Source organism: Vibrio cyclitrophicus, from assembly GCF_024347435.1.
GTDB classification, from domain to species: Bacteria; Pseudomonadota; Gammaproteobacteria; order Enterobacterales; family Vibrionaceae; genus Vibrio; species Vibrio cyclitrophicus.
In genome coordinates, this window is sequence record NZ_AP025481.1 from 983,941 (window position 1) to 1,005,658 (window position 21,718).

The following is a 21,718-nucleotide window of genomic DNA, read 5'->3' on the forward strand; positions in this document are numbered from 1 at the left end:
CTACCTTTACTGAATTCTGGTGCGTAACAACAAGAACATAAAATACAAACCGCCAACCAAGTTAATGATCACACTCACTGTGGTTTCAAACGCCATCACTTTTTCGATAAACCATTGGCCAGAAACAAGTAGCACCACCGCTAATAAACTGCTGGCAATGATAAGCACACGATGCTGATAAGAGCTGAACATCTGACGAGCCAAGCTCACGGTGATCAAGCCAAAGAAAAGTACTGGGCCAACCAAAGCAGTAGACACAGCCACCATCACTGACACAATCACCAAGATAATCTGAGTCAGTCGCTTAGTGTTCACGCCTAAGCTTGTCGCGTTATCGACGCCAAGCCAAAGTACATCGAGCTTGGGCGCAAAAAACCATAGTCCAAGCAAGCTCAAACCCAGTGGAATAAGACTGAGATAAACCAGCTCACCTTTCACATTATTGAAACTTGCGAACATCACATTCTGCAGCACCGCGAACTCGTTCGGGTCAATCAACATCGCTAAGAAGCTAGACAAACTCGAGAATACGCTGCCACACACAATACCAATCAACAGCAGTGTAAATACGTTGTTTCGCTTGCTCTTAAAGTAGAAGTGGAACAGGGCAAATGAGAACAAGATCATCACAGTCACAGACAACGAAAAGTTAGCGATGGAATCAATCACCCAGAAACTGGTACTGCCAAATACAAACAGAAGCACCGTTTGAACCAGCATGTACAAACTGTCAAAACCCAAGATGGATGGGGTTAAAATTCGATTGTTAGTAATGGTTTGAAAAACCAATGACGATGCAGAAATCGCTACCGCCGCCAACACAATCGACAACAGTTTTGGTAATCGCAGAGACAAGAAGAACTCGTAGTTATCCCACGTGAGTCCCTGCCCCACAAATACTGCCGCCATACCCAAAGATGCGATAGCCAGAATCGCAATTTTTATTGAATCACGCATTCGACTTGTCTCTCATGATTAGGTAGATAAAAATTAAGCCACCAAAGATGCTGATTACCATCGAGATTGGGATCTCATAAGGGAAAATGACTATTCGAGCTAATAAATCACAAGCTAATACTAAAATCACGCCCCAGTAAGCAGTCCAAGGTAAAATCTTCTTCATGTTATCGCCCATCATCAACGACACGATATTCGGGACAATTAAACCAAGGAATGGAATGACGCCAACGATCATCACTACAGAAGAGGCGCAGATAGCAACAAGCGCAACACCGATGAAGACGATTTTCTGGTAATTCAGGCCGATGTTTTTAGCAAAGCTCTCGCCAATGCTCGCCGCGCTAAATTGGCTCGCAAAGTAGTAAGCCAACACACAGGCAGGCACAGCCAGATAAAGGATTTCGTAGCTGCCTTGCAACACACTTGCAAAGTTCGCCATCGTCCATGCCGACATGGTTTGCACTAAGTCGTACTTATAAGCAATGAAGGTTGTTAAAGACGAGACGACGTTGCCGTACATGATGCCAATCAAAGGCACCAAAACCGCATTTTTGAATTTTAGGTGTTGTAAGAAACGCACCAACAACATGGTCCCGAAAACGGCAAACGCGAAAATAAAGCCTAAGTAGCTCCATTGCGCGGCATTACCCAGCACTAGAATACCAACGATGTAACCTAACATGGCACAGTCAATGGTCCCCATAGTCGAAGGTGCGGCAAACTTGTTCTGTACGATCTGCTGCATGATCAAGCCTGCGACACTCAATCCCGCGCCAGCAAGCACAATCGCGAACAACCTAGGAATTCGACTAACAATATAAATAGAGTTGGCGTGTTGGTTGCCGTTGAAGAAGTCACTAAAACTAATTTCAGCGACTCCAATCATCAATGACGCAATGCATAACACAACAAGAAATACAGCAGCTGCAATGGGTTTCAACATAGAAATAATACTAAAGGTAGGTCTCGGGTAGCCCGTATGAAAAGTGAAAAGGGCTTATAAGAACACTCTTATAAGCCCAAAAATCTGATGATGAGTAACTATTGAATAGTACGTTCAACATCACCAAGCATTCTGTGAATCGCAGTCACACCACCGCCTGCCAGATACCAAGCACTTGAATCAAGGTAAACGATGTTACCTTGCTGCGCTGCAGGTGTTGCCGCAACTAATGGGTTATCAAACAGTTGTTGTGCGCGTCCTTCAGATCTGCCAATCGCTTTTTCGCGGTCAAGAACGTAAAGCACTTCAGGTTTCGCATCAGCAATGTATTCAAAAGAGATTAGATTGCCGTGTGTTCCTTTGATCGGAGCCACTGTTGCACTCTTTGACTCAACGAAGCCAAAATCATCAAAGATGATTGAGAAACGGCTGCCTTTGTTGAACATAGCGATGTTGTTGCCGTTGTTCATTAGCATCATGGCTGAAGTTTCGTTAGACGCCACTTTGTCGTTTATCACAGTGATCGAAGCTTGAGTCTCTTTAATGATCGCTTCGACCTCAGCTTGCTTACCAAAAATGTCGCCTAGCGCGCCAGTTTTGTTGAGCGTCAGCCCAGTACTTATCACCTTCAATAGAGAACATGACCGTAGGAGCGATCTGTGTTAGTTGGTCGTAAACCTTAAGCATGCGGTTTTCCGCGATGATGATATCTGGTTTCAACATGTAGATAGCTTCAAAATCAGGTTCGCTCAACGAGCCAGTGTTCGCAGTCGTTTCTTTGTATGAAGCGAGGTAATCAGGCAGCAAGCTATGAGGCGCGCCAACTGGTTGCACACCAATTTGATCTAGCACGTCTAAGCTACCATGGCCAAGAACCACCACTCGCTGTGGTACTTCAGTAAACTGCGCTGTGCCTTTAACGTGTTCAATCGTGACTGTGTTTGCTTGAGCCATCGCCATCACTGACGATAAAAGAACGATAACAAGTCCGCTCAATAGCTGACGAACTGCATTGATTGTTTTCTTCATGTTTATTCCTTTGCCATTGATACAAACCACCACTCATGACAATGAAAGTCACATTACTCATAGGTGAGTATGGGGCGTACACAACCGCTAAATAACGATAATTTAAAGTCTGCCGCCAAATTGACAACATACCTGTAACGCAAGTGAGAATTATTATCAATTATATTTGCACTAAATTGGTGTAACAACAACTTTCTTATTCAGAAACGTTAAAGTGAGTATTCATTTTTTGTTAGATCAGGTAGTGGCGAGTAGAACTCACAATTGAAGGTCTCTGTAGTAAGAGCGACCTGGAAAAAATGCGACTCAAGTCAGTGGAGGTTCATAAATCAGGAGGCGCTTTCTCATCCATAAGCTTGATTGTTCAAAATAGCATCAGAATAAGGAAATAGGTCCAGATGAGAAATATGGATGGAGTGATGTCGGTAATTTTTAAACGCGAATAGCTGAAAATACAGCAAATCATTAGATTTATCAGAGGATAAGCTCGGTGACATTCCCGAACCAATCAACAAAAAGAAGCTTTATAGCTTTAGCTCTATAACTCAAAACCCAACAGTTCACAAATAAACCAGCCTTCCAATTTACAATGTAAACACTTTATATAACAGAAAGTTAAAATGAAACATCATAAAAAAGGCAATCAGTAAACCTAAGATAACTTGAGTAAGAACTGTAGTTACCCCAGACAGTGAGGCGATGAACCCTACTCTATTCGCTCATTTAACCCTCAATTAGTGGCGTTAATTTATTCAGGCTTATTTAAAGTTTAATTGAAAATAAGGTTGTAATTTAAAAAACTAGGCGTATAGTTCGCCACTTGGCTCTAATCTATAGAGCTGTTAATGCTAAAGTAAGTCCAAGTTCCACATAGACAGTTCTCGATTCCCTCGTTACACCATCTCTGCGTCAGCTTTCACCCAGATAGTCATTCAATAGCTTTTAAAATAGATCCCACTACCGTTCTATTCATCATTTGCTTTCTTTAAAGTAAGCGAATCAACAATAGTTCGACGACTTAAATATAAATGTAATAAACACAAGGCACAGTTATGTCACGCAGAACAACACGACAAACCCATTGGTACCAATTATCACGCGACAAATCAGTTAATAAACTTAAAGGTAGTAAATGCTCACGATAAAAATAGACTTACATAAAGAAGAAATTTCATGGGTCACCGAGATCCGACAGCTCAATAGCGATATACTTCACCGCCACATATTGCCTAAGCTACAACACAACAGTTATCTCATCGACTTTGAATTTAATGAACGAGACAGCATCGGAACTATCGTTTCGGGCAACGGAAACACCCTAGGACATTTCACACTCCTATAGCATTTCCAAAGGCTACAAAAAGAAACACTGCCTAGTTCCAAAGATACAAAAGATGTCACCCTCAATTCGCTCTAGCTGAACGAAATAGAGTAGAAGTAAAACAGATCAGAAACCTAGCCCTTTTTGCATTTCACACGCGGCTAACGCTAGCTAGGTTATCGTGCTTCTATTGAAACCAACTTATATCAAACTCTGAATCACCAATGAGTCATTATCAGTGCATTCATGGACTAATAAGTTAACGGCATAGACCTTAACTTCTGATCCAAAGTATATAAGTGTTCTGCAGCTTGCATGTGTTGAGGGTAATCACTGAACTTCTCACGATTTTCCTCATTCATCTTACATGTCTCATCCACCAGCATTAACTTCCAATACAGCTTTGTTGTATGCAGCATCGCCAGTAAAGGTTTGAACACCTCTTTCTCATAAGCTTGAATCAACTCTTCAATCAACTCGTCACGTTCGTCTTCGCTTGCGATTGAACCATTGGTTGCCGACAATACTTTTTGATATTTCAGATTGAGTTGCAGCTTATCCATGACCGTTTGGTTTTCTTCCGCTAACTCAACAAGCTTCGACTTAATGATGTTTACCCAATTCGCTTGGCTCAGTACTGTGTCATCAACGTTGGTAAAGTCTTCTCGTATCTGTCGTTCAACATCTTTTTGAGCTTTCTTTAAAACCGCACGCACCTTTTGGAAAGGCAGCTGATATTCCTTACTTAGCTCGATAATCAGTTTATGAAAACCACCATTTGGAAGGTGTAAGTTTTCTTTAAACATCGCCATTGCAGCTTCTTGCTGTTCGGTAAGGTGAGTCATTCTGTTTCCTATTCTTTATTACTTATGGTGCTGAGCCTGCGATCATACCACTATATAACCTCGTTTTTTCGGTAACTTAATAACTTACACCTAGGCAGGTGCTTAATTTCTCTCAACGAATTCCCTTTCGGCTAATTTCTAAGCTACGTGGCACTAAATGGTAAATATTTCACGTTGAATATTCGTACATTACGTACTCAGGGGATAGAGCTAGACAGGAGTCATTATTTATATGTAAAAGATAACAACGAGAGATGAGATAACAAGATGACCTACTCAGAATACAAAGAATCAGATTTACATAAATGCTTGAGCATTGCGGCTGAAGCGATGACCTCAATCGCCAAGTTTGCTTTTAAAGCCACTACCCTTATCTTTCGCCTTTTACGTTGGCTTGCAGTAAAAACTTACACCTATGTCATGAAGTAACCGTTGGTATTGCCACAACCTCCCTTTCAAAACTGAACGACGGCCTAGACCCAAGCCTCAAAGAAGCTCCTGTAGGACCAATCTCAAACAATCGCACGATTGAAACGGGTGCGATGATTAAGATCGACAAAAACACGGTTCAAATGGATATCGTCTATACCTCTGGTGAAACAGGAACGCTTACCGGAATCAAAGATGGTCAAAACGTTAGCTACTATATGGATGGTCAGCTCGTGTCGCAAACGACTATCGAAAAGCTAGAAAAGATACAAGGCACTGAGGCCTAAGATTCCTAGGGCACACAAAATTAAAGCTCAAAGCCCATACATACTTTGAAGCTCATACGATAGAAGAAGCCCGGCAATTACCGAGCTTCTTTGTGTGTCCTTTATTGGGATTGAGATTGAGCAAGCCGAATACTCACCAAGCTCGCCACCATGATGGCCAAGTAGAAACTGCCAATAATGGATTCCATAAACACAAAGAACTGAGCAATAGGCAAAGCCGGTGATATATCACCGTAGCCAACCGTGGTCAACGTAATGAAACTAAAGTACATTGCATTGAACAAGTTTGTTAGCCAAATTTGCTCTTCTAACCCATTAAAGGCGTTAGGAAAGATTTCTAGAATCAACAAATAGATAGTCGACCAAGCAAACCCCAACAGTAAGTAAATACAGATAGAGCCGATGATGTGATTAGGGGTTACCGTTTTTGCTTTCATCACTTGCTTTAACGCAGAGTAAATGTGTGAAAACAAGAACACAGCCAACGCCGATAACGTTACTACCGATAAGTTATAGCCTTCCAAAAATGAAAACACACCAGACACCAAGGCCGTGATCAACAACATCCCATACCAAGAGCGATACAAAGCTCGCTCTTTATGAATACCAACAATTGAACTCGCCAAAGTAATAATGATAATAAATAGTATTGTTTTCTGTCCTTGCGGATAGAACTGCTGCATCACAGCACAACCAAAAAACAACACCAACAGTGCATAAAACAAGAAGTAGAAGTTGTCGTCTTTCGAAACTGGTTTCATTTACTTTGCCTCTTGGTCTTCTTCGCCTTTATCTTCAAGGCCAAGCCAAGCCATCATAAGTTCGTAGGTCAAACTGAGTATTACTGCACCAACAAATAGGCCCACAATACCCGACATTGCCATACCACCTAACGCACCTAACAGAATCACCAACATAGGGATATGAGAGCCGCGGCTCAACAACATCGGCTTCAAAATCGCGTCACTACCGCTCACTAAAATACACCACACTAAGAACAAACTCGCCGCAAGTGTCGATTCAACACTGAACATGTAGATGATCGCAGGTAGCAGAGCAAGAATGGGTGGCAGTTGGATAATAGCGATCAACAATACCGCTAACGCCCACATGGCTGCCGCTGGAACGCCCGCAATAACTAATCCGATTGCTGACATGATGGATTGAATGACGGCCACACCAATCACACCTTGTACTACGCTACGTACCGTTGCTTTAGATAGTTGAACAAGTTCTTTACCTTTACCGTCAGTTAAGCGAGCCACCAAGTGAGTCACACCCGTTTGGCATCGCTCAGCGTTACTCATGAACGCGCCAGCAATAATGGTCGAGATAATGAATTGAATAAAACCGCCCCCCAAAGAACCTAAAACAGACGCTGCTTTAGATGCAAAGATCTTCAATTCGTCAGCATATTTGATAAAAGTGCCTTCTATATTATTTGAGGCGGCAACCAATGTTGAATAAACCCTCTCTCCAATGAATGGAATCTCTTGTAAGGACTCTTTCGGTTTAGGCAGTGATAAGGTGCCGTCTTGAAGACCGGTCATCAAATCTGAAGTGCTGGTGTAAATACCAGAAGAAAGTGCAACGAGAGGAATCAGTAACAGAATTACGCCAATAAAGCTCAGCAATGCACTGGCTTTTCCTTTTGACATACCCGTTTTATTTGAAATGGCGACCGCCACTGGATACAGCGCAGTCGCAATAATCGCCCCCCACACCACCAGTAAAATAAATGGGCGCAAAATCGAAAAACACCAATAGACGAGCATGGCAATGGCTGCAATTTTGATTGCGGCATCAATCGCCTGTTTTGAAAAATCATCGGTTAGCTTCATGAGACGTCCTTGTATGGCAAAAATTAAGGCTGATTTTGTAAGAACTTCCAATTCCTGGTTTCAAGGAAGAGTGAAGCCAAAATCATATAGACTCCAATTATCACTAACTGGAATATGCGTATGAATGCGTTGCTATCAATATCACCTGAGCTCATCAATGTACTCCCCACAAGTACCAATAAGGTACTGAATGCAGTGGCAAAAATCGGTGCTTTTTCTGGAACGGTGTAGATCCTCGTGGCCATCAAAATAGCGACAAGACCTATAAATAAAGAGTAGAAGACAATATTGGGAACAATAGAAAGGATTGAAAAAGCGGTAATCGCCAGCATGCCCCCAATACCATTACTGATGACTAAAAAGACGCTCAGTTTTACAGATTTCTCTGAAGTAATCATTAACGACAACAACGCAATAAACATCATAGTTAACAATGCTTCAGAGATCTGAAAAATAAAGAAAAAGCACACGACAGGATAAGAGATGATCATCGCTCTAAAAGCAGCATACCAACGTTGTTTCTTTTCGAGCGGCACTGGATCAAAGCCTGAAAAGCCCGTTTTAGGTTCAGGAAAAAATACATGCACTAACGCAAAAATCATCACTGAAACGACACCCGATGTCGCCAAACCAGAAGCCAACATGACCGAAACGCCAGGGTTATCAATCGCCATAAATGGCAACATCAACACCGCGATTAATAGCACAGTCGCAAACAAGTTCCATTTAGGGTCAACGAATAAGTAGTAGCCCCATAACATCATCAACCCAACTAAAATTAACAGAGGAATCGGATAATGGGTAATTCCGCGCGACAGCAATAAACCCAATGCCATGGTGGCGACTACTGCCAACAAGAGTTCGTAGACTGTTTCCTTGTGCAGGTTAGGCTTATCGAGTAGGAACTTAGCTGTGAACACCGGCGCCACAAATGCGAGTGGCCAGTTAATCCATGCAGCCAAAAATACAGCCAACGTAACGCCTACGGTATAACGCAGGATCCGTTGCTGAATTTGATGGTCGAGAATAGGCTTATCGGACATAAGACAGTACGCTTATGAATCGAATCCAAAGCTTGCCTATTGCGTTGAAAACGAAGTTATCACCACTATAAACAATCACATCAGCCTGACCACCCACACGTAGCATGCCTTGCACAGTATCGCGTTCAAATTCAATGGTGATTGGCAGCATCTGAGTTTGGCGTAACCAACCTGTTTGTTGACTCGCTTGAGCTAGTTTACCAGCTTGATCATTTTGTCCCCAATCGACCCCCCAATCGATACTGCTCACTCGACCCTTCACGATTCGACCCGGAGCAAAATCTAGAGCAACTTCCACTTCATCACCGACCGCGACATTGCCTAAACTATTTTCGCGATAGTAAGCTTCGATCCAGATATCTTCGGTTGAGACAAACGTCATAATGGCTTGCCCCGCAGATGCATAGAAACCTTCTGACAAACTAAAATTAGACACACCCCCTTGAGTTGGCGCTTTGATAACCGTGCGTTCTAGGTTTAATTGAGCTTGCTCTAGGGCCAATAATGCCGCTTTCACTTGGCTGTTTTCTTTGCCCTCTTTACCCATTTGTTGTTTAGCACGTTCCAAATCCGCTTCCGCATTAGTAACACCAGCACGAGCAGTTGCTAGTGCAGCGCGGGCTTGGTCAGCATCCGATTTAGACACGACACCTTTGTCTGCCATTTCCAACACTCGTTTAGCCTGTAATTGAGTGTTTTGCTTCTCAACCAGAGCAGAGGTTAACTTGGCTTGCGCAGAAGCAATGCTCGCAGTCTGAGCACCGACATTCTGCCCTGCGATTTCTAAGTTTTGCTCTGCCTGTTGAACTGCAATTCGATAATCAGACTTATCCAAAACCGCAAGTGTGTCGCCTTGATTAACCAATTGGTTTGGTTGTACTAAAATATCAAGCACCTTGCCCGACACTTCAGGTTTGATAGGAACGATATAACCCTTCACACGTGCGTTATCAGTAATAGGAATAATTCGATCGGCGATAACACTAAATAACAGTGTGAATGCCACAAACCCGAGTAAGTAATTGGTGACCTTTCTTACCTTATCTTTACCATTTTCGGGTTGGCTACTTTCTTCATTGTCGCCTTGCTTGTTCCCTTTGACTTCTGACATGGAACTCCCTTCTCAATAGCTAAAATCAAACAAAATTAATATCTTAAAAATAAACCCGACCATGGAAAACTCAAGTAAATAGGGTTAGATTTACTAAACAAAACACTGTAAATGATATGCACGTCTAATAACGTATAGATACACAAGGATTGTTTGATCATGGCTACTCGCTCTTACCAAGTCCCAGTAATACAAACAAGTTATGCCAAAATCTTAGTGCAAGTGTTCACGGACTATGGCTTAGACCTGTATAAGTTGCTTGAAGACTCAGGCTTGCCGCCCGGCCTCATTGAATCAGAAAGTGACTTTGTGCCGTCTGAATCCATCAAGCGACTGATTTATCTGACTTCGTCACAACTCGGTGTCTCTCGATTTACGGATGTGCTCGGTTTGGCCTTTAAACGACGAATCATCCCATACGTCTTGCATCAGTTTACCGAGTTTGAAACGATTGAGGATTCGTTAAAACACATCAACACCATTTTCTCTTATGATTCTCCCGGTAGTAGAGTCGACTTCATTCAAGAGCATGGTCAGAGTTGGTTCTGCCGAACCGCAACTGAAGATAATTCACCCATGTTCCAATGGGGCGAAGTTTTTGCCATTACCTACATCATCGAATTAATCACCATTCTATCTAAGTCACCTTGGCAACCAACCAAAGTGCGTTTGCAAGGCAATGACACCGACATCGTTAAAACGCTGCTTTCCAATCACTGCCAGCTGTTTGTCGGCCATCGCTCTACCGCGGTTCTTATCCCTGATGAGATCTTACAACTACCGATTCGACTCACCGCCAAAGACTTAAGTAACAAGCCGGCGATCATTGAATGGCACACAAGCTTTACTGACAGCGTTTACGAGTTACTCAAACCCTACATGAAGGAGCAAGACCTCTCACTTGAAGAGGCAGCTGAACTCTTAAACTTTTCTGTACGAACATTTCAACGTAAGCTGAAAAACGAAAATACCACCTACCGGAAAATCAAAGAGAACCTGATGTTTTCCGTCGCATGTGAGCTGATGGAAGAAGGCCATACGTTGACTTACATTTCGAGCCAATTGGGTTACACCAATATTTCCCACTTTTCTAGAGCCTTTAAACGAGTCTCCGGTATTACCCCAAAGATTTACCAACGCTCAATTTCGGCTCAGACACGATTATAATTAACCAAGGCAATTAGCTCTGGGCAACTCGGACTAGAACTACATACCCTATTTCGGCCACTGCCCTTGGCACGATAAAGCGCCCTATCCGCACTTCGATAGCTTGCTTCAGGTTTGGCTTGTATTTCAAATTATCACCTTATTGAAGATAGCAGAATAAATGACGAGTGACCTAGGCTTACTAGCCGAACACCTCCGTAAAAATAACGAATAAACAATCAGTTAGTAGCCAAAATAGCATTTACTGACTTAGCAGATTACTGAACTGCGAGATTGGATCTATGCACCAAAAACGCTCGAACATGGTCGTAAATCAGGTTGAATACAAATGCGTAAATGGTAATAAAAATGGTCACGCCGATATCCATCAAAAATGCCTGCCAAATACCGACGTTGAGCAAGTACGCCATCACAGGGATCGTCGCCACCAGCAAGCCAGCCTCAAATAACACGACATGAAAAACACGTAACTTAAGTGAACGCTGTGATTTTTCCCCCGTGAAATGGCGATCAAAAATGCGATTAAAACAGTAGTTCCACATCATCGCGATACTCGCAACAACTATCATGGTTCCTGATAAGGCGTTCACATCATGATCGGTAAATATCGCTAAGCCGACAATGGAAAGTGTTACGGCCAATACTTCAAATAACACAGAGTGAAACACTCTTTCTAACGTACTCATACATTCCTCTAAATAATCTATTACGTGTTGAATTGGTCGAGATTATGTCATCTGAAATAATAAGAGAAAGTTAACAGCCATCACGAATAGTGATAGCCTGAACGTTATTAGCCCATATTGGATTGAGTGAGAGGTAGCATGTACAGTTTTGAGCAATTAAAAGTCTTCGTCACTGTGTGTGAAAGCGGATCTTTTTCAGCGGCAGCGCGCAAGCTGAAACGTGCTCAATCCGGCGTCAGCCAGTCGATCGCCAACCTAGAGATAGCCATCGACCAAGAGCTGTTTAACCGAGAGAAAAACATCCCCGTTTTAACCAACACAGGTAAAGCGTTATTGCCTGTCGCTAAGTCCATTCTTGATCAACAAAAGTACTTCGACCAAAAAGTAGAATCGCTGACACAAGAAGACGAACATGAACTGATCATTGCGGTTGATGAAAGCATTATCGATAAGAATTTCATTAAGATAATCAGCTCGCTAGCCGATCAATTCCCTATCACACACTTCGATATCATTACCACTTCAACATTCGATGTCGAAGACTTAGTGAGACGCGGCAAGGCGCAAGTTGGAATCATCTATGCCGATGGTGAGCTAAAGGTTGATATGGACTTTTTCTTGCTTGGCCAAGCGCGTTTCCTAACTGTCAGTTCGGCTACTCACGAACTGAGCCAATTCCCCGTAGTGCAAGACTCAGACTTAAAGCGTTATCGCCAATGTGTGCATCGCAGTTCGAAACAACGCGAACTATGGTTCACTTACGGCATTAGCTCCATGCTTTGGTATGCCAATAATCATAAGACCATTGTTGATCTCGTTGAACAGAATGTTGGCTGGGCAAATGTGCCTGAAATGATGGTAATGAAAGGGATTGAAAAAGGAGACCTTGTGGCTTTGCCTGTCGCACACGAGCATGGTGGTTGGATAACACCTGTTGGTTGCTTGGTGTCTCGCAGTCACATTAACGGCCCGGTTCTTACTAGCCTCATCGAGACCCTTGAACGGTATTCACTGCAATACAACCAATGGCAAGTAAACTAAAAGCTGATCCATTCTTAGAATCGAGGTTAGTAATGATTACGCCTCGACTACCTCATTTTAGCTTATCTTGCCGATAAATATCTTTGTCGTCTGGATAAAACACCCTAGTTGATGTCCCAAAGTGACATAACTACTATGCGATCCCAACGGGTTTGTCTTTTCGAACGAATATAGACAGTCCCAAATCGCTCTTTAACAACACTGACCCAACTTCAAATCTTCGAAATAAGTGTCCCTGCCCTGCAAGAACTTATGACAGCTTCAAATAGATCACTTTTGAATATTGATTCGCCCCAGTTTATGAGCCCTCTTTGAGTGCTTTTCTATATCTAAATGAACCTTTTGGAAAATTTGTCGTGAACGTTTTAAGAAATATTTGCCCTGAGAAAATGGGTAAAGAGCGTAACAAACGAGAGTATGATTTACGCGTACTTAATTGTGTCAGTGAAAGCGAATATGAATCGCGTATGGCAGTTTGGAATAGTCTAGCTTTGGCTGCTACTCCTTCTGTTTCAGAAACAAAAGGCTTCATCGATGAGGCTTTCAACAAACTGCAGCAAGACTTGAAAGAAGCCAGCCGTGAGTTATCAATTAACTACACGGACTTTATCGCGATGGCGCATGAAGAAATCAATTACATTAAAGTTTTTGTCGCGAATAAAACAGCGCAATACGGTTGGTACACCGCGATCGTTCTTATGATCATCGGCACTGTTGCTCTGTGCGCTCAGTAGACCAAACTGAATATTCAACAGATAATTCTGTACATCCGATAAACTGTTTATGTCCCTTATATGTTTACATAGGTATATAGAATAGCGTGCTTAATAGTTTTCCTTAAAAGCTCAGTCGATAAACATAAGCACACCTCTGTGCTTATGTTTTAACTAGAAAACAAACAGCTAAACGCATTATTTTCTGGTCTAAATACCCTTTCACTCCTCCATTAGGGACAACAGATCCTGCGTTGCTTTTTTCGGGTCTTTTGCGTGACATATCGCAGAGACTAATGCCAACCCATGGATGCCTGTTTGCGTTAACTGAGGGATATTCGATTCGTTGATTCCACCAATACCGACAATCGGCAGCTTCGTTGTCTCCAAAGCCATTTGAATACCTTCATAACCCCAATGCTTTTTTAGATTAGTCTTGGTCGGTGTTGTAAAAAGCGCACTGAGACCAATGTAATCAATCGGCAAATCGTCAGCTTGTTGAAGTTGTTGCTCATCTTCTATCGACAAACCTAGAATCTTATCTGGTCCAATCAACTGACGCGCTATGATTGGTGGCATATCCGATTGACCCAAATGTAAGCCATCGGCATCCACCGCCAATGCAACATCGACTCGGTCATTAATGATCAAAGGTACGTCTGTTCCTGCCAAAATAGACTTAACAGCTTGTGCTCGTTCAATGAACGCTCTTACATCTCCATGCTTTTCTCTTACTTGGACCATGGTGACGCCACCAGCAACTGCTTGTTCAACCACGAACTTGAGCGTATCTAAATCTTGTTGGTCATCCGTTACTAAATAGAGTTTATAAAGGGTCATATCGCACCTTTGGCGTTGAAGTCTAAATTGAGTTGTTACCATTTTACCGACAATTATCATCATGTGCATGGACGTTAATACTAAATTAGCTCAATTAAGCGCGCGCTATTAAATATGCAACCCGTTGAAAATGTGTTGAAAAAACTGAATTACTTAACTAAAGCGTTACTTTTTACACAAACTATTCACTTTGAGTATGCCCGACACACCGTTTTATGAAATACTGCTCTGTGAAAGAATCAGGTCAATATAGGGATAGTTATGCGCCACCTTTCTATAGCGCTCAAGATCAAGCTGGGTTATGCCATCTGCTTGCTCTTTTTCGTCATTTCAGGCTTTGTGAGTTACAAAGGTATCCAAACCTTGTCGAACGGTTTTAGCCAATACAGTGAGCTCAGCCATAAAGCGACATTATCAGGCAACATTCAAGTGCACTTTCTTCAGATGCGTTTAGCCTCTGAACGTTACTTAGAGTCATTGGATGAGCAATACGAAACGAATTATCAATCAAGCAAACTCGCGATTGATGAACTGCTGAACAATCTAATCCAAACCACCACCAATACCGATAGTCTCTCGAGCCTGCAATTAGTGCAAGACAGCGTTGCAGCTTTTGATTCGGCTTATGGGTCAATGAAACAAAGCCAACTCCTCATTGACCAGTTGGTAAATGTGGAGATGGTCAAAAGGGAAACCAACGCACTGAAAGCTGCTCAGAGCTTGTTGTATGAGTCTTACAACAACAACGATCCAAACGCGAGCTTATACGCCGGTATGTTGATGGAGAATTTCCTCGCCGCCAAGATCACTGTGCTGAGTTACTCAAACAACAACGACCTCAAAACCTATGAGGCCGGTAAAGACATTTTTGAATATGCTCTACCAGGTATCGAAGGTGATATTGAATCTCTTAAATCATCCCCTTATCAAAGTGAACTGATTGAAGATTTCTCTAACCAACGTGAAGCGTACGCGAAAGGTTTTGAGCAAGTTCATCAGCAGATGATTGAGAACACCCAAAGAACCGCTACTCTCGCCTCTATTGGCGATAGCTTAGCTATTTCGGTAGCTGATGCTCAAAGTATTCTCGAACAACAAAAGCAAGCGCTCACGCCGGTACTGCAAGCCAGTGAAAAACGCTCCATTCAAATCATCTTCTTGCTTACAGGAGTGGCTTTGCTTATTGGCATGACAAGCGCGGTTTTGGTGACTCGTTCTATCACCAAAGGTATCGCACAGGTTAAACAGATCACCAATGAGCTTTCTCAAGGCAACCTGAATGTTGAAGTGAACATTGAAAGCAAAAACGAGATTGGCGAACTACTGACCAACATGGAGGTCACCATTGAATCTCTGCGCGATATCGTTGGCCAAGTGAACCGCTCTAGTGTGCGTATTGGTGAGATGTCCGAATCTCTTAATCAAGTGACTAACAACAGCTCGACCAACGCGACACAGTTGAACAATGAAATGATCAATATCTCGTCAGCCGTTGATCAATTGGCTTCGAGCACATCGGAAATTGCTTCAAGTGCTAACCACGCCTCTCAAGTTGCAAATCAAGCGGCCGAGAATGTCGCGATGGGACTTAAAGAAGTAGACAAGACACTGCATGAAATTGGCAGCGCCGATGAGAGCATGCAGGTCAGCAGCCAGAAAGTGACCGACCTACATAAAGAGTCGATGAACATTGGTGCCATTCTTGAAGTAATCAAAAGCGTTTCTGAGCAAACCAACCTGTTAGCATTGAATGCGGCTATTGAAGCTGCGCGCGCAGGTGAACAAGGTCGCGGGTTTGCCGTCGTAGCCGATGAAGTAAGAACGCTTGCTAAGCGCACCCAAGATTCTGCTAGCCAGATTGATGAACTCATCACATCGCTGCAGCGTGGCGCTAAAGATGCGTTAGAGTCGATTAAGGAGAGCCACAGCACGGTTTCCGATGCTTCAACTCAGGCACAGCAGGCTTCTCAGAACTTGCATGTGATTAACCAACACATTCAAGATTTAAATCAAGCCAATAGCCAAATCGCGGTATCGGTTGATGAGCAAGATCGTCTAACCAAGTCACTCGGTGAGAACGCGCAAGGTGCAAACACCATCGCGCAAAGTAACCAAGAGTCAGTAAGCAGCATTTCAGGTGCAGCGAGCGACTTAACCGAGGTTGCTCATCACCTAGAGAGCCAAGTGAATCGATTTAGAACCTAGCAAGCTAGTCTATACACAGCTCCAAACCAATAATAAAAAGCCCCCAGCACATAAGTATCGGGGGCTTTTCTTTATCTAAAGAGTTTTAAGTTAGGCTTCTAACTTGTGGCTTACAGTTAGATTAACCCTACTGAATCTTCAAACGTTGAATCAGAGTCTCTTCGTCTAACTGATATAGCTCATCAAGCAAGTTCATTTGTAAGCTACCCGGGCCGCGTGAGTTTTCAGCCGCGATTTCACCAACCACGCCCAATATCGCCGCAGCCGCTAAACCACTGTCATCACCAACAGCAGCAAATGCGCCCGTCAAGGCCGTTAAGGTACAGCCCATGCCCGTTACAAACGGCATCATTGGATGACCATTGTTTAACATCACAACACTGTCTTTGGTGACAACGTAATCTGTCTCACCAGAAATTACCACATTTGCACCGTATTCAGCCACTAAGCACTGTGCAGCGCCTAATGCGGCATCACTGCTATCCAGCGCATCAACGCCTTTGCTCTGTGCTTGCTCACCCGCTAGCGCAATGATCTCAGACGCGTTACCACGAATGATTAGCTTATTGGCTAAACGTGCAATTTCACGAGAAGTCTCAGTACGCAGCGTACTTGCGCCACAACCTACAGGGTCAAGGACCACAACCTTGTTGTTCGCATTCGCTTGTTCAACCGCGAAGCGCATTCTTGGCGTCCAAACACTATCAAGCGTGCCGATGTTAATCACCAAAGCGCCAGAGAATGACATCATCTCAGCCAGTTCTTGCTGTGAGTGCGCCATGATAGGTGAAGCACCAATCGCCAATAAAGCATTCGCCGTATTGTTCATCACGACGTAGTTGGTGATGTTCACAACCAATGGTTTTTGCTCTCGTACTGCGCGCAGTGATTGGATGATTTGTTCAGTTAGCATGGATTAATCCTTATTCGTGAAAGCCGCTGTTGAGTCATTAAGTGCATTCAGACCTTGCTGCCAGAAAGCCACTTCCATACGCGTTGCCGTTTTAAAGATATGAACGATACTTTGACCACGCTCGCTGTTGATATCAATTTCAGCAAGCAGCTGATTAAAGTACTCCGCGCCTGTAGCCACACCTGATTGGAACTCTTCGCCGCCATACAGTTGCAGCCAGCTTGCGTATGGGTTGCCTTCCCAAACGGTATCGCTGCTTTCTAACAGCGCTTTACCGATCACAGCGTAACCAATTGAACACGGAGCCAGTGCCGCATAAAGATCGACAAGATCACCCGTCATACCCGCGTCTAGAACGTAGCGTGTGTAAGCGACTGTGCCGAAATCTTCAGGTTCGTTTTCTAGGTCAGATTCCGTTAAGCCCCACTGACCACAGTAAGTCACGTGGTGAGATATTTCAGAATCTAGCAGAGCATGAACACTTGGCAATGCACGGCGCATATCAGCCAAGGTTTTCGCCTTGTAAATCGCCAACGCATAAGCGCGAGCATATTGCTTCAAGAACAGAAAATCTTGTTTCAAATAATGCAGGAAACACGGCTGAGCGAGTGTGCCGTTCGCCAGCGTTTTAACAAAATCATGCTCTGTGTAGTCTTGCCAATCTTGCTGACAGGCTTGGATTAAGTCTTGGTATTTCATGAGATTCCTTAGTCAAAAGTCGGTACGTAGTCAGCGGCTTTTGGTAGTGATTTGATAATGCCTTTGTCGAACATGAACTGTGCGTAATCGTCGTAACGTTTCAGGTCAACCGCTGAAGGGCGAAGTGCAAAACGAGTCAGCGTGTCGTTCCATGCGCGTTGGTTAAGCTCGTTGTTCAGCGTATCAGGTGAATACGCAACAAACTCGCTCCATGACTCTTGTGGGTGGTTAACAATGTAAGTGGTTGCTTGTTCCAATGCTTTGTTGAACGCTTTGATCGCTTCATCATCATGTTGCTTTGCGTTCGCAACAAAGATAAGCTCATCGTAAGCAGGAACACCGTGCTCTTCTGGGAAGAATGCTTTTGCTTTAAAGCCTTCAAGAGCTAACTGGTTGGTCTCGAAGTTACGTAAGCCACCCCAGATTGCATCTACCTTCCCTGATGCCAATGAAGACGACAGTGCCCAACCAACATTGATGGTTTGCACGTCTGTAAACTCAACGCTTTCTTGAGCCAGCATGGTGCCAATAGTCGCTTCTTCGTTACCAGCAATCGCAATACCAATCTTCTTGCCTTTCAGATCCGCTAGCGTATCGTTCTTGCCGTTATCCAATACCATTAGTGTATTTAGTGGCGTCGCGATAAGGGTTGATGCACGAACTAAAGGAAGACCCGCTGCCACATCCATGGTTAAACTTGGTTGGTAAGTTACCGCTAAATCGACCTTACCTGCCGCGACCAATTTTGCTGGTGTGCTTGGGTCTGCTGGCTCTTGAATTTCAACATCTAGACCTTGGTCAGCAAAGTAGCCACGCTCTTGAGCGATCACAATCGGGCCATGGTTCGGGTTCACAAACCAGTCCAACATCAGTGTCAGTTTCTTTTGTTCAGAGTCCGCTAGAGCATGACCTGACACTAGCGAAGCAAGCAGTGCCACTGCACCTACCAATTTGGTGTTTTTCATAGTTAACCTTTCCTTTTGAATATTATTATTGTGTTTATAGAGCTAGTTTTTAACGACGTTTTGTTTAGATAAATAGCGTTGAGCGAAGCCTTATTAAACAAAGTGTTATTGATCAAGCCATCACTGGTTCTCCCAAGGGATGGCTTTTTTGAGTAACTTATCTGTGATGAAATAGAGCGAGATAGACAGCACCGCCAAGATAAATAAGGCCGCAAACATCTCATCAATGATCATGCGCGCATTGGCTTGTAGCATTAAGTAACCTAAACCTTCACTGGAGCCTACCCACTCACCGACGACTGCGCCTATTGGGGCTATCACCACCGCTACACGAATGCCAGACGCCAATGTTGGCAATGCAGCAGGAAGTTGGATATAGCGGAGCAATTGCCATTTCGATGCACCCATCGTCTTAGCAAGATCAAGATAACCTGTCGGTGTATTACGCAGACCGTCGTAACAGCAAGTGGTCACAGGGAAGAAGATAATGATCGCCGCCATCACCACTTTTGAAGCAATGCCATAGCCAAGCCAAAGCATAAGTACTGGCGCAATCGCAAATACAGGAATCGCTTGGCTAGCAATCAAGATAGGCAATAGCCAACGCTTCAACGGGTCAAACATCAACATCTGCAAGGCGAAAAACAGCCCCATGGATAAACCGAGCAATAGACCAAGTAAGATCTCTTGCGCAGTCACCCAAGTGTGTTTGAGTAACACATCGTAGCGTTCAATCAGCTTGAGGGAGACTTCTGCGGGAGCTGGCAGAATGAAGCTTGGCATCTCGAATATAATTACCACCATTTGCCACAAACCAAGAATCACAGCACTGCTAATAAGCAAACGCATAACAGGATTCATCTGGCGAGGACGCGCAGTGCTAGCCTGCGCGTTAGTTGAACTTTCTTCCATTGAGTTTTCTATCTTGGAGCTATCAGTAGCTTCACTTCGAGTTAGTTCATTCATAATCACGCTCCAACTGTTCTAAGATCGCTTGTTGTAGCTCGGCACACTCACCATCTAACACTCGTGGCGTTGACGTGTGAGGCACAGATAAAGAGTGAGCACTCGCAGGCGTGCCTTGCAACACATACAAGTTATCCGCCAGACGCACCGCTTCTTGTGGATCATGAGTGATCAACACAACGGTTTTACCCCTTAACAGTTCACACGCTAAACTTTGCAGCTTGTGTCTCGTTACCGCATCCAGCGCAGAGAAAGGCTCATCCATCAGCGCGACTGGCTTGTCTTGCATTAAGGTTCGAGCCAAAGCAACACGCTGACGCATACCACCAGACAATTGATCCGGCATAGCATCCGCGTAATCAGCCAGACCAACAGAAATCAGTAGCTCTAACGCCTGATTTTTATGCTCGATATTTTTATGCTTATCTGCGGAATTTTGAAAGCGATGGCTCAAACACACGTTGTCGATAACCGATAGCCATGGCAGTAACAAATCTTGCTGCGCCATGTAAGCGATGCGATCGGTGAGAGGCAATTCATCAGACGTTGCCAATGTGCCCTGCCATTCCACCTTGTCGTCCAACAAGCCTGCCAGATAACGCAATACCGTGGTTTTTCCGCAGCCACTGCGACCAAGTAACACTGTCCACTTGCCTGCTTTTAAGCTCAATGACAGTCCAGATAAGGTCGCGTGCTCGCTATCTCGGTAACGCAGAGTCGCATTACTGAGTTGAACGCCAATCGTATTAACGGACATTACCGTGCCCAACGAAGAAGTGATTTACAGGGCCGTGACCTTGACCAACTTGAAGTTCGTCGGCGTGAGCAATTGCTCGTGAAATGTATTGTTTACCTAGGTCGACAGCCTCTGGAAGTTTGTTGCCTTGAGCCAAGAAAGAAGCAATAGCAGAAGAGAGCGTGCAGCCCGTTCCATGAGTGTTTTTGGTAGGAAAACGCTTCGCGCTAATCAGAGCAGATGTGGTTGGCAGAATCAGTAAGTCGTTACTGTTTTCATCTTTCTCCAGGTGGCCGCCTTTCAAGAGAACCGCTTTAGCACCTAGTGCGCGTAAATCTTCAATCATGCCCTGCATTTCAGCTTCGCTTTCAGGTACCGGCTTGCCTGTTAACGCCGCGCCTTCAGGCAAATTAGGCGTAATGATGTCTGCCAGCGGAATCAGCTCTTGTTTCAGTGTAGTAATGGCTGAGTTTTCTAAAAGAAGATCACCACTGGTTGCGACCATTACAGGGTCAATCACTAAGTGTTTAGGTTGGTACTGCTTAATTTTATCAGCGACGACTTTGATGATTTGCGAATCGGCCAACATGCCGACTTTTACTGCCACGATATTGAGATCAGTAAAAACCGCATCTAACTGGCTAGCAACATGGTCGAGTGGAATAGGCAAAATGGCGGAAACGCCTTGGGTATTCTGAGAGGTAATTGCGGTAATTACCGAACAAGCGAAGCTGCCCGTTGCAGACATGGCTTTAATATCAGCTTGGATCCCTGCACCGCCGCCGCTGTCTGAGCCTGCGATCGTCAATACAATCGGAGTGTTTGTTCGAATCGAACCATCAGCAGAGTGCTGTGAAACTGAGGCTTTTAGCGTTAAATCTTTTGAATTAGAACTGTGTGTCATTGTCGCTCCTACTATCTTACAAGACGTAGGAGAACGAACACCGATCGAAGGAGAAGTCGCAATAAACACATGAA

19 protein-coding genes and 3 pseudogenes are annotated in these 21,718 nt (G+C 43.9%); 6 read left to right on the forward strand and 16 right to left on the reverse strand.

Annotated elements, in window-relative coordinates:
* Nucleotides 1-6: 6 nt before the first annotated feature.
* The 3 genes and pseudogenes from OCW38_RS19325 to OCW38_RS19335 all read right to left on the reverse strand — a co-directional run bounded on the left by OCW38_RS19325 (nucleotide 7) and on the right by OCW38_RS19335 (nucleotide 2,932).
* Nucleotides 7-957, reverse strand: a complete 951-nt coding sequence (locus OCW38_RS19325) for an iron chelate uptake ABC transporter family permease subunit (RefSeq protein ID WP_261895779.1) — start codon at nucleotides 955-957, stop codon at nucleotides 7-9.
* Complete coding sequence (locus OCW38_RS19330; protein WP_016768309.1) at nucleotides 950-1,903, reverse strand: ABC transporter permease; 954 nt, start codon at nucleotides 1,901-1,903, stop codon at nucleotides 950-952. Before OCW38_RS19330 ends, OCW38_RS19325 begins: the two co-directional genes overlap by 8 nt.
* A gap of 98 nt (nucleotides 1,904-2,001) precedes the next feature.
* Nucleotides 2,002-2,932: pseudogene (locus OCW38_RS19335) on the reverse strand (siderophore ABC transporter substrate-binding protein).
* 1,132 nt (nucleotides 2,933-4,064) lie between these two features.
* On the opposite strand from OCW38_RS19335, the gene OCW38_RS19340 reads away from it, so the two are divergent.
* On the forward strand, nucleotides 4,065-4,274 hold the full coding sequence (locus OCW38_RS19340) for a hypothetical protein (protein ID WP_010430480.1): 210 nt from the start codon (nucleotides 4,065-4,067) through the stop codon (nucleotides 4,272-4,274).
* 230 nt (nucleotides 4,275-4,504) lie between these two features.
* On the opposite strand, the gene OCW38_RS19345 is transcribed toward OCW38_RS19340, so the two are convergent.
* A complete protein-coding gene (locus tag OCW38_RS19345; protein ID WP_016795043.1) occupies nucleotides 4,505-5,098 on the reverse strand; it encodes a hypothetical protein in 594 nt (197 codons plus the stop codon).
* Nucleotides 5,099-5,556: 458 nt separating this feature from the next.
* On the opposite strand from OCW38_RS19345, the pseudogene OCW38_RS19350 reads away from it, so the two are divergent.
* Nucleotides 5,557-5,814 (forward strand): annotated as a pseudogene (locus OCW38_RS19350) (hypothetical protein); the annotation flags it as partial.
* Between the two features lie 101 nt (nucleotides 5,815-5,915).
* Here the strand turns inward: OCW38_RS19350 and OCW38_RS19355 are convergent.
* From OCW38_RS19355 to OCW38_RS19370, 4 genes are read right to left on the reverse strand one after another with little or no spacing between them, the layout of a single operon-like run.
* The gene (locus tag OCW38_RS19355; RefSeq protein WP_010430488.1) at nucleotides 5,916-6,575 is read right to left on the reverse strand and encodes a potassium channel family protein; all 660 of its coding nucleotides are present in this window, start codon (nucleotides 6,573-6,575) and stop codon (nucleotides 5,916-5,918) included.
* Nucleotides 6,576-7,655, reverse strand: a complete 1,080-nt coding sequence (locus tag OCW38_RS19360) for an AI-2E family transporter (RefSeq protein ID WP_010430492.1) — start codon at nucleotides 7,653-7,655, stop codon at nucleotides 6,576-6,578.
* A 23-nt stretch (nucleotides 7,656-7,678) separates the two neighbouring features.
* On the reverse strand, nucleotides 7,679-8,698 hold the full coding sequence (locus OCW38_RS19365) for a DUF2955 domain-containing protein (RefSeq protein ID WP_261895783.1): 1,020 nt from the start codon (nucleotides 8,696-8,698) through the stop codon (nucleotides 7,679-7,681).
* Nucleotides 8,688-9,809, reverse strand: coding sequence for an HlyD family secretion protein (locus OCW38_RS19370; protein ID WP_261895785.1), 1,122 nt, complete (start codon nucleotides 9,807-9,809; stop codon nucleotides 8,688-8,690). The genes OCW38_RS19365 and OCW38_RS19370 overlap by 11 nt, the downstream gene beginning before the upstream one ends.
* A 159-nt stretch (nucleotides 9,810-9,968) precedes the next feature.
* Between OCW38_RS19370 and OCW38_RS19375 the strand changes: the two genes are divergently transcribed.
* Entirely contained in the window at nucleotides 9,969-10,976 is a 1,008-nt protein-coding gene (locus OCW38_RS19375) for a helix-turn-helix domain-containing protein (protein WP_016788038.1), read from the forward strand.
* A 257-nt stretch (nucleotides 10,977-11,233) separates the two neighbouring features.
* Here OCW38_RS19375 and OCW38_RS19380 read toward each other — a convergent pair whose 3' ends face one another.
* A complete protein-coding gene (locus tag OCW38_RS19380; RefSeq protein WP_016785403.1) occupies nucleotides 11,234-11,662 on the reverse strand; it encodes a PACE efflux transporter in 429 nt (142 codons plus the stop codon).
* Between the two features lie 138 nt (nucleotides 11,663-11,800).
* Between OCW38_RS19380 and OCW38_RS19385 the strand changes: the two genes are divergently transcribed.
* Together OCW38_RS19385 and OCW38_RS19390 are read left to right on the forward strand one after the other, a co-directional pair.
* Nucleotides 11,801-12,703, forward strand: coding sequence for a LysR family transcriptional regulator (locus tag OCW38_RS19385; RefSeq protein WP_016793019.1), 903 nt, complete (start codon nucleotides 11,801-11,803; stop codon nucleotides 12,701-12,703).
* Between the two features lie 389 nt (nucleotides 12,704-13,092).
* Nucleotides 13,093-13,437 (forward strand): hypothetical protein, encoded by a 345-nt coding sequence (locus tag OCW38_RS19390; protein ID WP_010430509.1) that lies wholly within the window; start codon nucleotides 13,093-13,095, stop codon nucleotides 13,435-13,437.
* Between the two features lie 201 nt (nucleotides 13,438-13,638).
* Here the strand turns inward: OCW38_RS19390 and thiE are convergent, their stop codons facing one another.
* Nucleotides 13,639-14,256 carry a thiamine phosphate synthase gene (gene thiE, locus OCW38_RS19395; protein WP_010430512.1) on the reverse strand — a complete coding sequence of 206 codons (618 nt, stop codon included), beginning with the start codon at nucleotides 14,254-14,256 and terminating at the stop codon, nucleotides 13,639-13,641.
* Nucleotides 14,257-14,517: 261 nt separating this feature from the next.
* Between thiE and OCW38_RS19400 the strand changes: the two genes are divergently transcribed.
* Complete coding sequence (locus tag OCW38_RS19400) at nucleotides 14,518-16,461, forward strand: methyl-accepting chemotaxis protein (protein ID WP_261895789.1); 1,944 nt, start codon at nucleotides 14,518-14,520, stop codon at nucleotides 16,459-16,461.
* Nucleotides 16,462-16,588: 127 nt separating this feature from the next.
* Here OCW38_RS19400 and thiM read toward each other — a convergent pair whose 3' ends face one another.
* From thiM to thiD, 6 genes and pseudogenes are all read right to left on the reverse strand, one after another.
* Nucleotides 16,589-17,374, reverse strand: coding sequence for a hydroxyethylthiazole kinase (gene thiM / locus OCW38_RS19405; protein ID WP_010430518.1), 786 nt, complete (start codon nucleotides 17,372-17,374; stop codon nucleotides 16,589-16,591).
* Nucleotides 17,375-17,377: 3 nt separating this feature from the next.
* Nucleotides 17,378-18,073 (reverse strand): thiaminase II, encoded by a 696-nt coding sequence (gene tenA, locus OCW38_RS19410; protein ID WP_016768299.1) that lies wholly within the window; start codon nucleotides 18,071-18,073, stop codon nucleotides 17,378-17,380.
* Between the two features lie 8 nt (nucleotides 18,074-18,081).
* Entirely contained in the window at nucleotides 18,082-19,038 is a 957-nt protein-coding gene (locus tag OCW38_RS19415) for an ABC transporter substrate-binding protein (protein WP_010430522.1), read from the reverse strand.
* A 120-nt stretch (nucleotides 19,039-19,158) separates the two neighbouring features.
* Nucleotides 19,159-19,893 (reverse strand): annotated as a pseudogene (locus OCW38_RS19420) (ABC transporter permease); the annotation flags it as partial.
* A gap of 103 nt (nucleotides 19,894-19,996) precedes the next feature.
* Nucleotides 19,997-20,761 carry an ABC transporter ATP-binding protein gene (locus tag OCW38_RS19425; protein ID WP_016794506.1) on the reverse strand — a complete coding sequence of 255 codons (765 nt, stop codon included), beginning with the start codon at nucleotides 20,759-20,761 and terminating at the stop codon, nucleotides 19,997-19,999.
* Nucleotides 20,751-21,644: a bifunctional hydroxymethylpyrimidine kinase/phosphomethylpyrimidine kinase gene (gene thiD, locus OCW38_RS19430; protein ID WP_010430528.1), complete on the reverse strand. Its 894-nt coding sequence runs from the start codon at nucleotides 21,642-21,644 to the stop codon at nucleotides 20,751-20,753. The genes OCW38_RS19425 and thiD overlap by 11 nt, the downstream gene beginning before the upstream one ends.
* Nucleotides 21,645-21,718 lie beyond the last annotated feature (74 nt).